The organism is Ammoniphilus sp. YIM 78166 (assembly GCF_004522215.1).
Classification (GTDB): Bacteria; Bacillota; Bacilli; order Aneurinibacillales; family RAOX-1; genus YIM-78166.
This window is the reverse complement of the sequence record NZ_SDLR01000004.1, coordinates 75699-90794: the sequence shown is the minus strand read 5'-3', so window position 1 is coordinate 90794 and position 15096 is coordinate 75699. Positions and strand designations below refer to the sequence as shown.

At 44.3% G+C, this 15096-nt stretch carries 16 protein-coding genes; 13 read left to right on the top strand and 3 right to left on the bottom strand.

All coding sequences use genetic code 11. The features are described 5' to 3' along the window. Positions 1 to 13 precede the first annotated feature (13 nt). The 4 genes from EIZ58_RS17035 (at position 14) to EIZ58_RS17020 (ending at position 2690) form a co-directional block, all read left to right on the top strand. On the top strand, positions 14 to 601 hold the full coding sequence (locus EIZ58_RS17035; protein WP_134702097.1) for a DNA-3-methyladenine glycosylase: 588 nt from the start codon (positions 14 to 16) through the stop codon (positions 599 to 601). Between the two features lie 135 nt (positions 602 to 736). After that, positions 737 to 1537 carry a methyl-accepting chemotaxis protein gene (locus tag EIZ58_RS17030; protein WP_134702096.1) on the top strand — a complete coding sequence of 267 codons (801 nt, stop codon included), beginning with the start codon at positions 737 to 739 and terminating at the stop codon, positions 1535 to 1537. A gap of 27 nt (positions 1538 to 1564) precedes the next feature. Then, positions 1565 to 2476, top strand: coding sequence for an ATP-dependent DNA ligase (locus tag EIZ58_RS17025; protein WP_134702095.1), 912 nt, complete (start codon positions 1565 to 1567; stop codon positions 2474 to 2476). After that, a complete protein-coding gene (locus EIZ58_RS17020) occupies positions 2454 to 2690 on the top strand; it encodes a hypothetical protein (RefSeq protein WP_134702094.1) in 237 nt (78 codons plus the stop codon). The genes EIZ58_RS17025 and EIZ58_RS17020 overlap by 23 nt, the downstream gene beginning before the upstream one ends. 19 nt (positions 2691 to 2709) lie before the next feature. Here EIZ58_RS17020 and EIZ58_RS17015 read toward each other — a convergent pair whose 3' ends face one another. Continuing rightward, a complete protein-coding gene (locus EIZ58_RS17015; protein WP_134702093.1) occupies positions 2710 to 3657 on the bottom strand; it encodes a D-2-hydroxyacid dehydrogenase in 948 nt (315 codons plus the stop codon). Continuing rightward, on the bottom strand, positions 3654 to 4043 hold the full coding sequence (locus EIZ58_RS17010) for an SET domain-containing protein (protein WP_134702092.1): 390 nt from the start codon (positions 4041 to 4043) through the stop codon (positions 3654 to 3656). The genes EIZ58_RS17015 and EIZ58_RS17010 overlap by 4 nt, the downstream gene beginning before the upstream one ends. Positions 4044 to 4261: 218 nt before the next feature. Between EIZ58_RS17010 and EIZ58_RS17005 the strand changes: the two genes are divergently transcribed. From EIZ58_RS17005 to EIZ58_RS16995, 3 genes are all read left to right on the top strand, one after another. Then, positions 4262 to 5887 carry an SLC13 family permease gene (locus EIZ58_RS17005; protein WP_134702843.1) on the top strand — a complete coding sequence of 542 codons (1626 nt, stop codon included), beginning with the start codon at positions 4262 to 4264 and terminating at the stop codon, positions 5885 to 5887. Between the two features lie 111 nt (positions 5888 to 5998). After that, entirely contained in the window at positions 5999 to 7597 is a 1599-nt protein-coding gene (dcuS, locus tag EIZ58_RS17000) for a DcuS/MalK family sensor histidine kinase (RefSeq protein ID WP_134702091.1), read from the top strand. Beyond that, a complete protein-coding gene (locus EIZ58_RS16995; RefSeq protein ID WP_134702090.1) occupies positions 7594 to 8295 on the top strand; it encodes a response regulator in 702 nt (233 codons plus the stop codon). Before dcuS ends, EIZ58_RS16995 begins: the two co-directional genes overlap by 4 nt. A 42-nt stretch (positions 8296 to 8337) precedes the next feature. On the opposite strand, the gene EIZ58_RS16990 is transcribed toward EIZ58_RS16995, so the two are convergent. Beyond that, on the bottom strand, positions 8338 to 9033 hold the full coding sequence (locus tag EIZ58_RS16990) for a Na-translocating system protein MpsC family protein (RefSeq protein WP_134702089.1): 696 nt from the start codon (positions 9031 to 9033) through the stop codon (positions 8338 to 8340). A gap of 338 nt (positions 9034 to 9371) precedes the next feature. Here EIZ58_RS16990 and EIZ58_RS16985 point away from each other — a divergent pair, with 338 nt between their 5' ends. The 6 genes from EIZ58_RS16985 (at position 9372) to EIZ58_RS16965 (ending at position 15025) form a co-directional block, all read left to right on the top strand. Next, positions 9372 to 11435: a PAS domain S-box protein gene (locus EIZ58_RS16985; protein WP_134702088.1), complete on the top strand. Its 2064-nt coding sequence runs from the start codon at positions 9372 to 9374 to the stop codon at positions 11433 to 11435. Between the two features lie 100 nt (positions 11436 to 11535). Then, positions 11536 to 11814, top strand: a complete 279-nt coding sequence (locus EIZ58_RS16980) for a hypothetical protein (RefSeq protein WP_134702087.1) — start codon at positions 11536 to 11538, stop codon at positions 11812 to 11814. 115 nt (positions 11815 to 11929) lie between these two features. Then, a complete protein-coding gene (locus EIZ58_RS34480; protein ID WP_240689150.1) occupies positions 11930 to 12118 on the top strand; it encodes a PAS domain S-box protein in 189 nt (62 codons plus the stop codon). Then, entirely contained in the window at positions 12111 to 12410 is a 300-nt protein-coding gene (locus EIZ58_RS34475; protein ID WP_240689148.1) for a PAS domain-containing protein, read from the top strand. Before EIZ58_RS34480 ends, EIZ58_RS34475 begins: the two co-directional genes overlap by 8 nt. After that, positions 12392 to 12568, top strand: coding sequence for an EAL domain-containing protein (locus EIZ58_RS16970; protein WP_134702086.1), 177 nt, complete (start codon positions 12392 to 12394; stop codon positions 12566 to 12568). Before EIZ58_RS34475 ends, EIZ58_RS16970 begins: the two co-directional genes overlap by 19 nt. A gap of 663 nt (positions 12569 to 13231) precedes the next feature. Beyond that, complete coding sequence (locus tag EIZ58_RS16965; RefSeq protein WP_167577765.1) at positions 13232 to 15025, top strand: PAS domain S-box protein; 1794 nt, start codon at positions 13232 to 13234, stop codon at positions 15023 to 15025. The last annotated feature ends 71 nt before the right edge of the window (positions 15026 to 15096 follow it).

Here is a 15096-nt window from a genome sequence, read left to right as displayed (position 1 = left end):
GAGGTGAGTAGAGGTGGCGTTTCAACCGATCGACCCATCGTTTTTTCAGCTGCCAACCCTAGAGTTGGCACAATCATTGTTAGGGAAGCTACTCGTCAAGGAAACTGATGAAGGTACAGCTACGGGGTGGATTGTGGAGACAGAAGCCTATAGAGGGCCGTTAGATCAGGCGGCCCATAGCTTCAACAATCGAAGGACACCAAGGACGGAAGTAATGTTCGGTCCCCCGGGCTATGTGTATACGTATGTGATGCATACCCATTGCTTGGTTAATGTGGTTAGTGCTCCGGAGGGTCATCCAGAGGCCGTACTGATTCGAGCGGTTGAACCGTTGGAGGGTATCCATCTTATGTATGAACGTAGAGGAAAGGTTAAAAAGGAGCAAGATCTGACCAATGGCCCGGGGAAGCTAACGAAAGCCATGGGAATTGTCAAAGAAGATTACGGCAAGCCTTTTTTTGAACGGCCTCTCTATATCTCGCCAGGAAGAGAAGTGACCTCGATCCAATCCGGCCCTAGAATTGGAATAGATAACAGTGGTGAAGCCAAAGATTATCCCTGGCGCTTCTGGATAGAGGGAAACCGGTTTGTGTCGAGATAGTCCACAATTTCGGAAAAACTCCACCTTTTCGGAACCGTCTGTAATCGCTTACCTGTTCTGGTCGCTATCCTTCTGGTGGCATGATTCTTGCTTTGTAATAAGGAAAGTTAGGAATAGAAGGAAGGATACGAACTGATGCTCAATTCTTTTATCGAACTAGCTCCCCTATTGCCAAGACTATTGGGTAGAAGCAAAATTTGCGTTTGGGCGACCAATGAAGATGAATATATCCTATTTGAGAATCAAGCAGGACTGCCGTTAGGGATAAGTAAAGGAACAAAGTTATCGGATGGAGGTACGCCTCGTTTAGCGATGAAGGAGGGAAGGACGATCGAGCGAATTGTTCCTCGTGAGGTGTACGGAGTTACGTTCCGAAGTGTCTGTATTCCTGTACCTGGTGGGACAATTGGGTTATCGATTGATTTAGAGGATGAACAGCGTGTCCAGGAATCCATTGAGACTCTGTCTAGCTTCGCTGAGGAAGTAGCGGCTGCAGCAGTAGAAACGGCAGAGAAAAGCAACTCGGTACATCAGTCCGTTGAAAATGTGAGTGAATTAGCTCGGCAAGGTGTGGGTCATCGCCAATCCTTAGAAAAAGTGACCCGGGTTCTACGTGAGATTACGGATCAGCTTCAACTGTTAAGCTTGAATGCGTTGATTGAAGCGGCGAGAGCCGGTGAGCACGGAAGAACCTTCAATATCGTGGCGAATGAGGTAAAAAAACTTTCTCACACTGGAAAAGAACAGCTGACAGAAATCCATGCGGTGATTGGAGAAGTGAGTCGGCTGTTAGAGGGAATCGGGCAGGAAATAGAGTCGATTCGTTCCTTTACGACCGCTCAGACCGTCAGTGCAGGAGAGATGGCAAGCTCGATTCAGAGTGTATCTTCTCATCTGGAGAATCTAAGCACGTTGGCTAAGGGCAACAAAGAGTAGGCAGACTATTGCTGAGGTGAGCCAACTATGCTTTTCACCCCGATCCAACCGATGAGAGTGTCGATGGGTAGCCAAGCATTTGATGATCCCGCTTTTATCTTTGAACCCAAAATGGATGGAGGGCGTCTTCTAGTTCATAAGAGTGGTGAACGAGTAGAAGTCTATGCACGTAATGGGAAATGTGTATCGGACAAGTTTCCTGAGCTGATCAACGGAGCAAAAGAGATGAAAGCCAACACCTTCATCCTAGACGGGGAAGGGGTCGTGATTCGCGGGGGACGATCGAACTTCGATGACTTCAGCTATCGTGGGCGATTAGCCGATCCCTTTAAGATTGGAAAAGCACAAAGCACGCATCCGGTACATTTTGTGGCTTTTGATGTACTGTATACGAACCAGGATATCACGGGCGAGCCGCTGATGGATCGCAAGCGCCGCTTGCAAGAGCTGCTGGACCTGGGTAACTCCAGTATCACCCCCACGATGTATGTGGAAGGAGAGGGGCGAGCTTTAAGTCAACTTACACAAGAACGAGAGCTAGAAGGAATCGTAGCCAAGAAACAAGATTCCCTCTACCATATGGATAAGCGATCGGATGATTGGCTCAAGATCAAAAACTTTCGGCTGCTCGACACCATTATTTTAGGCTATCGCACCGAGCCGCATTTTGCCTTTGTCGTGGGGGTGCGTTTTCCCACAGTGAGAAGCAAGCCGGTAGCGATCGTCGAGTCCGGGATTAGCCCGGAGGAACAAGAAGCATTCCGGCAGATTGCTTCTCAGCTGCATACAGGGAGAGAACAAAACACCCAGTGGATTGAGCCTAGATTATGCTGTCGCATCGAGTATCAGGATCGATCGGAGCTTCATCATCTGCGCGGGGTTCATTTTAAAGGATTCTTATTCGATAAGGATCCAGATGAATGCTATTGGATCAGCTAAGATCCTTAAAATGACGAATAGCGGACTTTATGTCCGCTATTCGTCTGACAGAGCAACACGCCCAATCGTGGCTCAACCGCCCAAAAGTGCGCCGGTATCGCCCAATTCCAGTGGAGAATCGCCCGAATCTAGCTTGGAACCGCCCAATCGCGGCTCAACCGCCCAAAAGTGCGCCGGTATCGCCCGATTCCCATGGAGAATCGCCCGAATCTAGCTTGGAACCGCTGAGTCATCTAATATCCCAACGTCCGATCCACGACTCCCATGAGAGGGAGGCCATTCGAATACCTCTGCAGGTTTTCGATGAAAAACTGGCAAACCTCTTGAGGAATGCTTGGGCCGGATAAATGCGGCGTAATATATACATTCGGCATATCCCAGAAGGGATGCGAATCAAGCAAAGGCTCGTTCTCAAAAACGTCAAGAACGGCAGCCCTAAGATGCCCCTTCCTCATCACATCCACAAGGTCTTGCTCCACGATCAGCTGTCCTCTGCCCACATTGACCACACAAGCGGTCGACTTCATCGTAAGAAGGAGGTCGCGGTTCAGCACGCCTTCGGTTTGTGAAGTAAGAGGAAGCGTAAGAATCAAGTAGTCCAGATCTTGGACAAAGGAGTTCCATTCCGCTGGCGTGAAATGATGATCTACAAGGTCGGCGGAGCTGCCTGTAACGCTAAGCCCCTTCACCTGCATATCAAACGCCCGGGCCTTCCGAACCACTTCTTTCCCGATAGAGCCTAACCCCGCTACCCCAATTGTTTTCTTCGATAAAAAGTCCGTGAGAAACGGATCCCACGAGCGACGTTTCTGGGCAGCCGTGAGACGAGGGATGTCTTTAGTCAAATAAAGAAGATAGGCAAAGACATACTCGGCAATCGGTCCGCCAAACTGATCAACGATTCGAGTAAGCGTGATATCGGTTGAGAATCGCTCCCCGCTTACCCAATCGTTGACACCTGCTCCCATAGATTGAATCCACTTGAGCGAAGAAGGAAGTTCCACCTCATCCATAGGAAATTTCCAGCAGAGCAAAATCTCTGTGCCGTCCAGTAACGCGCGGGCTTCGTCCGCGGTGCTGGCCGAATGAACGGAGGAATATCCGGACTTTCTAATCCAGTCCGCATAAATCTCAGCTCCTTCGGGAGCATAAACGAGTATGTTCGGTTGAGATGGAATCATCTGTTGTCTTTTCCCTCATCAAACCATAAGGGATCCATATTATCCTCTTCACCGTTATAGTTGATCAGAATTTCCTCTCCTGCTTTAATGTCGGTGTAGGCATAAAAGTCAAACGTGTGGTTATCAAAATTGATTTCGTACGAGGCGTTAGGCGTGTAGGAATGATTAAACAGCATTCCATATCCTAAGAGAAGGGCCGTATGGTGAGCCCCGTACTCAAAAACATAATCAGCTAGAAACGTTTTTTCAATGTGTTCGTGTTCTTCATTACGATAAGGCAGCACGGGAGCCTCGTGGATCAGCTCACCTTTGGCGATATCTCTTGTTGCAAATACTCCTCGATTAAACTCTCCATCGCTAAGCTTAGAAGTCTTGATCTCAATCATATTAATCTCCTGTGGCATTTTTCTTAGTTTCTTATCTTAGGGTAGCACTTGGAAATGTTGAATTCAACCTTTGAACTTGCTTGAGACCAAAAAGACCAAAAAGATTAGTTTAGCTTCAAAATATCAAAGGAGGAAAAAAATCATATATACTGTGTTTAAGTTTGCTACCGCTTACAAAAAAACGATATTAGGGGGGATCACAGGTGGAACAATCCATTATGAAACAAGCATGGAATAAGAGCTGGGAAGCTCACCATAAAATCAAGCAACTTATATTTTTTTCATCCTCTGCTCAACGTAAATCTCGACCGGTTGTTGATATCAATCAAAACTGCAAAAATGAACAACCGCCGGAAAAGAAACCAGCCTACGAACGGTCTCAACTGATCGGATTAATACTCGGACCCCTGCTGTTTGTCCTCATTATGATGTTCTTTTCTCCGGAAGGATTAGAAGATAAGGCTAGAGCCGTACTTGCAACAACGCTTTGGGTAGCAGTATGGTGGATTACGGAGGCCATTCCGATTCCGGTCACATCCTTGTTACCGCTTATCCTGTTACCGATTACACAGGCCGTTAGTGGTGCGGATGCAGCGTCTGCCTATGGTGACCCGATTATCTTCTTATTCTTAGGCGGATTCTTGATTGCCTTGGCGATGGAAAGATGGAATTTGCACAAGCGTATTGCCATTATTATCGTATCGATCATCGGGGCAAGCCCTAAAAGAATCGTACTAGGCTTCATGCTTGCCACGGGCTTCTTATCCATGTGGGTATCTAATACCGCAGCGGTTATGATGATGATCCCGATTGGTACCGCGATTACGTATCAGGCCATGTCAAGCGTCAAGAAGGCCAAAGGTGAAAACGGTTCATTGAAAACGTTTGAGAAAGCGGTTATTTTCGGTATCGGTTTTGCAGGAACCATTGGAGGGTTCGGAACGCTGATTGGAACGCCTCCGAACATTATTTTGGCCGCAACGATTCAAAAGCTATACGGAGTTGAAATTTCTTTTGCCTCTTGGCTATTCTTTGCTGCACCGATTGCTCTAATCTTAATCTTCTTCACTTGGTACTACCTTGTAACGGTTGCTTTTCCGGTTAAGTTGCAAGAGCTGCCAGGCGGTAAAGCTTTAATTGACGAAGAACGCGAGAAGCTCGGAACCATGAGCTTTGAAGAGAAAGCAGTATTATCTGTATTCACATTTGCTGCCTTCATGTGGATCTCCAGAACGTTCCTATGGACCGACTTGATTCCAGGAATTAGTGATACCATGATTGCCATTTTTGCTGGGATTTTATTGTTCCTGATTCCTTCCAAAAACCAGGGAGGCAAGCTATTGGATTGGAACGTTTCTCGTGAACTTCCATGGGGAGTTCTCTTACTCTTCGGTGGAGGATTAGCGATCGCCGGCGGGTTTAAAGAAACAGGCTTAGCCGATTGGATTGGTGGGCAATTGATTGTATTAAATGGCATGAACTTCCTTCTGATCATTCTCCTGACTACAGCATTGGTTCTGTTCTTGACCGAGATTACGTCCAATACCGCGACAGCCACGATGATCTTGCCTATTTTAGCTTCGCTCGCTCTGGCAATCAATGTTCATCCTTTCGCGTTAATGGTACCAGCTGCTATGGCTGCAAACTGTGCGTTCATGCTGCCGGTCGGTACTCCACCGAATGCGATCATCTATGCAACAGAGAAAATTACCATTTCCGAAATGGTCCGATCAGGATTCTGGATTAATATCCTAGCGATTGTATTAATTGTAGGTGCTGTTTACTTCAGTTTGCCATTGATCATGGATATCAATTTAACCATTTTTCCAGGTGAGTTTAAATAAGCGTTCCGTTTGACTACTTTAGTTTAATGAAATAAACTTAAAAGAAAACGTTGTACTCGTGCCTGAGTACAACGTTTTTCTTGTATTCTTGAATAAAACGGAGAAGAACAGATGCCAAAGTGGAGATTACAAACGACTATTATCTTTTTAGTTTGTTGTGTGGTGATCTTGGCTTTAATTGTCACCAATGTTTTAGTAAGTGAAAAAATCGCAGCCTATGCGAAGGGTATTCAAGAGGAAAAAGCTAAGAACATTGCTAAGGTCGTATCCCGTGGCCCCTATGTTATTGAGGCATTAAGGGGACAATCAGATCCATCGATTATACAAGAATTCACAAAGGATATCTTAAATGCTACAGAAGTTCAGTTCATCGTCGTCATGGACATGGAAGGGATCAGAAAATCGCATCCGGACCCAGAAAAAATCGGTATGCCTTTTGTTGGTGGAGATGAGAAAAGAGTCTTGCAAGGAGAGGAATATAGTTCGATCGCCGAAGGGACACTGGGGGTGTCCTTTCGTTACTTTAGTCCTGTCTTCGATGATTCAGGTCAACAAGTAGGAGCTGTCGCTGTGGGCATCTCGCTGGATGAGGTAGAAACCGCTATACAAGAGGGACGCATGACCGTATTTCTAGGGATTAGCCTAGGTGGATTGATTGGACTTCTGGGGGCTTGGTTTTTGGCAAGAAAGATACGCAGAGTGTTGTTTGGGCTAGAACCCTCGGAAATTTCCAAGCTCTTGGCTGAACGGAATGTGATGCTAAAGTCCGTAAGAGAAGGAATCATTGCCGTCGATTCTAACGGAATCGTTACGCTGATCAATGATGAAGGCAGTCGACTATTACGAAAAGCAGGGATAATAGAATCTCCATTAGGAAGGCCAATTGAAGAGCTGGTATCGCATTCCGAGCTGGAAAAAGTGCTGGCCACGGGAACGGCTCGATATGATCAAGAACAGAATCTGAGGGGCGTAGCTCTATTGGTCAACACTGTACCGCTGTTGGTCGAGGGGAATAAAAGGGGGGCTATCGCGACCTTTCGAGATTTAACAGAGATGAGACAAATGGCGCAAGAGCTATCGGGAGTTAAGCTTTATGCGGAAGCTTTGCGCGCTCAGTCTCATGAATTTATGAATAAGATGCATGTAATCTTAGGAATGATTCAGATTGGATTTTATGACAAGCTAAAGCAGTATATTCAAGAATTAACGACTAACCAACAAACCGAGATTGGACAAGTCATGAGTAAGATCAAAGATCCGGTGATTGCCGGATTTATATTAGGTAAACTAGCCCACGCGAGGGAAAGAGGCATTACATTAGAATTAACAGGAGAAGATGTTCTTCCTGAACTGAAAAGCTCAGCCATGACCCACGAGATTGTTACCATTGTAGGAAACCTGATCACCAATGCGTTCGATGCGGTCGAAAGCTCGGAGGAAAGGAGGGTCCAGGTGGGATTTTCTTATTTTGAAGAGATGATCACGATAGAAGTAGTGGACACCGGACCTGGCATGGATGAGCTGACGTTGGGGAGAGCGTTTGAAAAAGGATTTTCGACAAAGGGAGAGGAAAACAGGGGGATTGGACTCTACCTTCTAGGCAAGAGTGTGGAGAGGCTGGATGGAGAAGTCCAGGTGGAATCCGTGAGAGGAAAGGGGACTCGCTTTACGGTGGAAATTCCCCTTCGCAAAAATGAGGTGAAGAAATGATTAAAATCTTGATTGTAGAAGATGATCCCATGGTAGCGGAGATTAATAAGCATTATCTTCAGAAGCTAGCCGGATTTGAGCTGACTGCCGTAGCTCATTCGTTTACCGAGGCGATGGCTTTATTGGAGATTCACGACATTGACCTGATTCTATTGGATATCTACATGGCAGGTAAGACGGGACTCGATCTATTGGCTCAAATACGGGAAAAAGGAATTGGAGTGGATGTGATCGTGATTTCTGCAGCCAGCGATATTCCAACCGTCAAGAAAGCCCTTCGGTATGGGGCTGTCGACTATTTAATTAAGCCTTTTGAATTCGATCGTTTTGAATCTGCGCTCTTAACCTATAAAGAAGGCTTACGAGTGATGGACCAACAGCGTGCCATCAGTCAAGAAGATCTCGATCAGCTTGTTCTCTATAAAGCGCCGGTCCTAGAACCCAAAGAGCTTCCGAAAGGCCTGACGAAATTGACCCTGAGATCGCTGTGGGAAAAGATAGAGAAGGGGTCGTTGTTCACCACCGAAGAAATTGCGAATCAGGCAGGGATTACTAGGGTCTCTGCCCGAAAGTATCTACAATTTCTAGTGGAGGAAGGGTTGTTGAATATGGAATTGATTTATGGTACCGTAGGCCGACCGATCTATAAGTATCAAGTGGTTGAAGCAAAAAAAGAGAGGATCAAGAGTTATTTATAAAACCGTTTCCGCTCAAGGAGCTTGGATGCATGCTCCTTTCTGTTATGACTTCAGGACAAAGCACATGACACTTTTGTCTTCGTTTAAGTTCCAGTCCAAGAAAATGTCAGCGATCGGTTGTTTTAAAATCTCCTCGAAACGACCTTCATTATAGCAATAGGCCTTTTCCAAGTCGTCCTTGGTGACCAAGAGAGTCTGATGAAAGCCTTTGGCTATTAATGCCTTTTCTAAAGGGATCAGAATGCCCTTGCGCATGACAAGAAAGAGCTTGGGTGAAATCCGATAGGCCTCTGTCATGTCAGGAATCTTTTGAACCATAGCGGTGATTCGTTCCGTTTCGAGTATTAGGGAGCTCCGTTCCGGAAATAGTATCATGAGCTCGTCTCCGGAGGTAACTGGTTCTTCAAACACAACGGTAATCATTCCGGTGTTCTTGTTATAGTTCCAATCGTGGTAGAACTCCAGAATATCCTGTTCAAATTCAAGCTCCAAAATCCCCTTCAATTGGGCAAGCACGCTATTCATGACGATGCTTCTGGAGATATCGATGTTATCCGCATTGCTGTGCTCAAGTAAAATGGTTTCCATAGGAGAAAGGAATCCCTGAATGTAAAAAATAAGGAAACGCTCATTCAGAAAGGCCTGACAGGACTCTGGTCCTCTGCCAAAATTTTTTCTTAACAGCTTGCTGGTGAAACTGCTAATGTCGGTTAGTTTTTGTGCAATGGGGGTCGACATGATGCCTGCCTCACTTTCTTTCTATAACGTTAGAACCACGCGATAGTTTATTCTTCTATATTTTCCAAACGAGTGCCATTTAACAACTTTCTTGTATTCCTCAACTTTTTAAGTTAATATTGAAAGGAATAGATGGATGGATGCCATCATTTGACTTGAATGGAAGTATGCTCATTAATTCATCAAACTTCATATCTCCAACCATTTGGAAGATGACCATAGACAATGCACATTGCGCTATAGCATAAGCCAAAATAGAAGCTGTTGCTTTCTATTTTGGCTTATTTTTCTTTATACATGGAGGGGTATAATTTTTGGGATAAGGGGAAACAAAAACCATGGAGTTATTAGGTGTTTATAACGTACCTTTAATGATCCTTTCATTCTTGGTGGCGGTGGTGGCTTCCTACACCGCACTCGATCTCATAGGCAGACTAACGGTATCTTCCGGTTATGTTCGGAAAATTCTGCTTATTGGTGGGGCTTGTGCGATCGGAATGGGTGTTTGGTCGATGCACTTTATTGCTATGCTATCTTACCATTTACCTATAGGGATGGAATATAGTTTATGGCATGTTTTGGCTTCACTGGGGGTTTCGATTCTTTTTGCTTTCGCCGCTTTACGGTCTATTCCGCGTATAATCCTTGGCAGTCTCTTTATGGGATCGGGGATTAGTATGATGCACTATATGGGGATGGCCGCCATTAAAGGTGAGGTGACATTAGGATATAGTTTTCCGCTCGTCCTACTTTCTATCCTCATTGCGATTCTCGCTTCTTATTGTGCTTTTTGGCTTTCCCTTTATTTCAGAAGTTCAGAAGGTCGCTTCCAGATAGGGAAGCTAGGCAGTTCACTGATCATGGGTCTGGCCATATGCGGCATGCATTACACAGGTATGGCAGCGACGAGAATCTTCAGCAACCAACCGATGAACCATGAACGCCTTGCTTTTTCTTATAACGATTATTTATTGGCCGCAAGCATCGGAATTGCGGCCCTCCTGATTTTGGGGTTTGCCCTCATTACGATGTTTATTGATCGACGCTTAAGTGAGAGTGAAAAGCATCATTATTCGTTATTCGAGCAAAATCCAGATATGGTTGTCTTATTGGATAAAGAGGGGCGTATTTTGGCGGGTAATGCCAAAGTGCAGCAGGTGACTGGTTATAGCCCGAAAGAGTTTAAAGGGCAACATTCTATCCAATTTCTGTTTTCATCCGATATCCAGCGGGGACAAACCATCTTCCAGCGTTCCCTCCAAGGGGAGGCGATTGAAGATGAACTAAAAATACAACATAAATATGGCTTTTACATCGATCTGCAGATCAAGACCATCCCGATGGTCATTGAAACGGAATTTAAAGGGGTCTATGTCATTGCTCGGGATATCACTGAATTAGTACAATCAAGAAAGGAATTAAAACTCCTAAGCCATAAGCATAAGCTAATTTTAAATTCCGTAGCGGATGGAGTCTTTGGGGTTGACAAGGAGGGTTGTGTAATATTTTGGAACCCTGCAGCAGAAAAAATAACGGGATATGCAGTGGAAGAGGTGATTGGGAAGCCGTTTGAGCTATTGGCCAGTTTAACGGAGGATGTTTTTTGCAAGAAGGATGGAAACAGGTTTCCTGTGGAATATACAAGTGCTCCCATCCTGGATCAAGGGGCTGTGATCGGCTCGGTTATCACATTTTCAGACATTACGGAAAAAAAGCAAACGGAAGAACTGATTCGAACCTCAGAAAAGCTCTCAGTAGCAGGTCAACTGGCAGCGGGCATTGCCCATGAAATTCGCAATCCCCTAACAGCCATTAAAGGCTTCCTCAAGCTGTTAGAAACCGACTTGCATGATAAAAGGCATTATGTAGACATCATGCATTCTGAAATGCAAAGGATGGAGCTCATTCTTAGCGAATTATTGGTTCTGGCCAAGCCGCAGGAAGTCACTTCAGAAGTAGAGGACCTGCAAGAATTGCTTAATCATGTAACGGCATTGTTGTCTACACAAGGGAATCTGCACAATATCATAATCCATGTGGACTATGGAGAAGATATTCCGCACATTGTGTGCGATAAGAACCAACTGAAGCAGGTCTTTATTAATATTATTAAAAACTCAATGGAAGCCATGCCAAAGGGTGGAGAAATCCGGATCGAGGTCAGGAGGGTTAAACAGATGGTGAACCTCCGATTTATCGATGAAGGCTGCGGAATTCCGGAGGATCAACTTCAAAAGATCGGCCAGCCGTTTTTCACGACGAAAGAAAAAGGAACAGGGCTAGGTTTCATGATAAGCAAAAGGATTATTGAGGAGCATGGGGGAACACTTTCTATCTCAAGCAAACTAAACGAGGGGACAACGATGGAGATAAGTTTACCCGTTTCCACCAGTGTAAAGTAAGGCTGTTATTTAGCAACAGTCTTTTTTTACATTTTTCCAAGTTGAAACCTCCGTCGCTTCGTTACGTATTCAAGGGAAACAAGCTACCGGAGGAAAGGAAATGACACTTATTTCTAAACAACCCTACATCGAGATCACACGCACCGTAGAGTCGAATGAGCAACAGCAGATCGAGTCTCGGCATCACCTGTGCTTGTATAGAGATAAGATAATCACAGAGTCTAGGGAATTTCCGCTTCATAATGTTTTAGATATCTCGTTTAAGATCATCTCAGGAGAAACCGGCTTTCTTTATCTGCACACCAACCATCAAGTGTTTTCCTTTTATCTGAGGAATCACCCTCATGAGTTTATAGAGGCGTTTAGAAAACTAAAATAAATATCATATAACCGATCCGGTGCCGTATATGGTATATTAGCTATAACATAGATTACCTAATTTTGGTAATATCTAAAATTATTCACCCTTTATAAACAAAGATGGGGGAAGCCAAATGGAGTGGAAGACCGTTTATCAAGAAAAGCTGGTACATTTACAGAGTCTGAATGATGCTTTCAATCAATCCACGATTGTAGCCATTACGGATGCCAGCGGGCTGATTACGTATGTGAATGACAAATTTTGTGAGATATCGGGCTATAGGGCGGGAAGAATTAATGGGGAGAACACACCGAATGATTAATTCGGGCTACCATCCTAAATCGTTTTTTCGCAACATGTGGAACACGATTAGCAGAGGCCAGATTTGGACGGGGGAATGTAAGAATCGAGCCAAGGATGGAAGCTTCTATTGGGTGAAGACGGTAATTGTCCCTTTCTTAGATGAGCAGGCTCGGCCCCAACAGTATGTGTCGATACGAACCGACATTACGGATCGGGTGAAAGTAGAAGCTGCGCTAAGAGAAAGTCAAGCCCTATATCAGCTTACAACGCTTCGATTGTTCAGACCATTGTTATGCTTGCCCATAATCTAGGGATTAAGGTGGTGGCAGAAGGTACGGAGACCGAGGAACAGATGAGTTTTCTGAGGGAAATTGGTTGTGATGAAGAGCAAGGCTACCTCTTTAGAAGACCCCTTCCTGCGGAGGACTTTGAGGCACTGCTGCAGCGGCGTAATTTTGTTAATATATAGGTTAAGAGGGCTTTCCTAACAGATTCGTTGGGGGAAGCTCTTTTTTGTTCATTAATCTGGTACGGTGGGATTCATACGGTGTGAAAAACTTCACTGTGGCTTTCTTTTTCCCTAACTATAATAGGCTTATAAACATGATCATATCAATTAAACCGATTCAAACTGGAGTGGTCTAGGAACTACAAGGACGGTAGAGAGGCAGGGCTATCGTTGTTTCGGAATAGATGAATTTATAAGGGGGAAGAGAAGTGTTTATAGTAGAATTTATCAATCAACCAGTACGGATGTGGATATGGAATGCTCTCTTTATTGTGTCCTTTTTAAGTGCAATCTTCTTCTCCTTATTCTATATCCCACAGTTAATGCTAGGGTAAGCGCCGGACGTTACCCTGGCTTTTATTTAAGGATTCTTTTAATGCCAACAACCCGATAGTTTTTATAGTACCAATCTAACTTATCAATCTTAACAGCTTTCGTGCCTGCATAAGCCATTTTGTTGTCCCCCATGTAAATCCCCACATAAACTAATTTGTCCGCTCCCAGTATCAAAGAAGATTTCTACTGAAACCAAACGATATAAAATATGATATAATTTTTCTGAAAAATAAATTTCTAATACTCGCGTAAACATGCTGATAAAAATGTAAAGAGAGGCTTGTTATGATGAACTACCCCTTAGAGGATGCGTATGCGATTTTAGAGCGAATTACAGATGGTTTTTTTGCGGTGGATAATCGCTGGAACTTTACTTATGTGAATACAGCGGCAACTCGCTTACTTTTTCGGAGCAGGGAAGATTTAGTTGGCAAAAACGTCTGGATTGAATTCCCTGAAGCGGTAAACCTACCTTTTTATGAGCAGTATAATAGGACGGTTAAGGAACAGGTTCCCGTATCCTTCGACGCGTATTTTCCTCCATTGGAAACATGGTATGACGTAAGGGCCTATCCATCCCCAAATGGATTAACCGTATATTTTCGAGATATTACTAAGCAGAAGCTAGAAGAGCATGAAAAAGAGCAGCACTATAAATCATTGTTTCACCAAAATCCTGATGCCGTTTTCTCTTTTGATTTAGAGGGAAATTACCTTAGTGTCAATCCGGCGATGGAACACTTATTAGGATATCGCGAAGAGGAATTCCTGAAACAATCGTTCATTCCTTTGGTGTCAAAAGATGACATTGAGCGAACCTTAGAGCACTACAAGATAGCAGCGCAGGGTACGACCCAAAGATACCAGACGAAAGTCTTACATAAGAACGGTCACATCGTTCATGTCGATGTGACAAATATGCCGATCATTGTGAACGATAAAGTCGTTGGCGTATACGGGGTTGCTAAAGACATTACCCCAAGGAAACAAGCGGAGGATGCCCTTCAGACGAAAACCCAGCAGCTAGAATCTCTAATTGAAAATAATGTGGATGCGATTCTGATTTTTAACAGGCAAGGACAGGTCACCCAAGCCAATAAGGCCTTCGAAGACCTGTTTGGGTGGACGAAACAAGAGGTCGTGGGTTTAGGATTATATGAGCTGCCGTTTATTCCGACAGAAATAATCGGTGAGGTAGAGGCATTTGAGAGCGAGGTTAACAAAGGAAACCATATCATTGGTGCGGAAACGACTCGCTTAAGAAAAGATGGGTTAAGCTTGACGGTCATGTTAAACATTTCACCCATCAAGGATTCTAGCGGGAATCAAGATGGTTGGTCGGTTACGATAAGAGATCTGACGGAGTGGAAGAAGTCCCAGGAGATCCTGCAAAACACGGAGAAGTTATCTGTGGCTGGTCAATTAGCGGCCGGCATTGCTCATGAAATCAGAAACCCTATCACCGCGATCAAGGGATTTGTTCAACTCATGAGATCAGGCTATGGGGACAGGGAAGAGTATTTTAAGATTATGTCTTCAGAGATTGAAAGGATTGAACAGATCCTTAGCGAACTGTTAATTCTCGCGAAGCCTCAAGTGAGTAAGTTTGAATGGATAGATCTGAAAGTGCTATTGACTCAACTGATTACGTTATTAGATACTCAGGCCATCTTGAATAATGTGGAGATTATTACTGAGTTCCCACCGGGGGAAATAGTCGTTCCATGTGATGAAAATCAGTTGAAGCAAGTATTTATCAACTATATTAAAAATGCCATTGAAGCCATGCCAGCAGGTGGCAAACTGGTTATTGTAGTGAGTCAGACAAACGATGAGTATGTCAGTGTCCAGTTTAGGGATGAAGGTGTTGGCATGCCAAAGGAAGTTCTCGCTAAACTGGGTCAACCTTTCTATACTACTAAAGAGAAGGGCACAGGATTAGGGTACATGATTAGTAAAAAGATTATCGAGAATCACTTTGGCGAAGTACGGATTACGAGTGAAGTAAACAAAGGAACCGTGGTAGACGTAAGCTTGCCGCTGAGGAATATGCAGTTAGTTAATCAACTAAATAAAGTGTGAAGGAATATCAGGGAGAAAAAGAAAGAGCTGCCCAATAAAAATTCAATCCTTAGTAAAAAATAGAGAATACA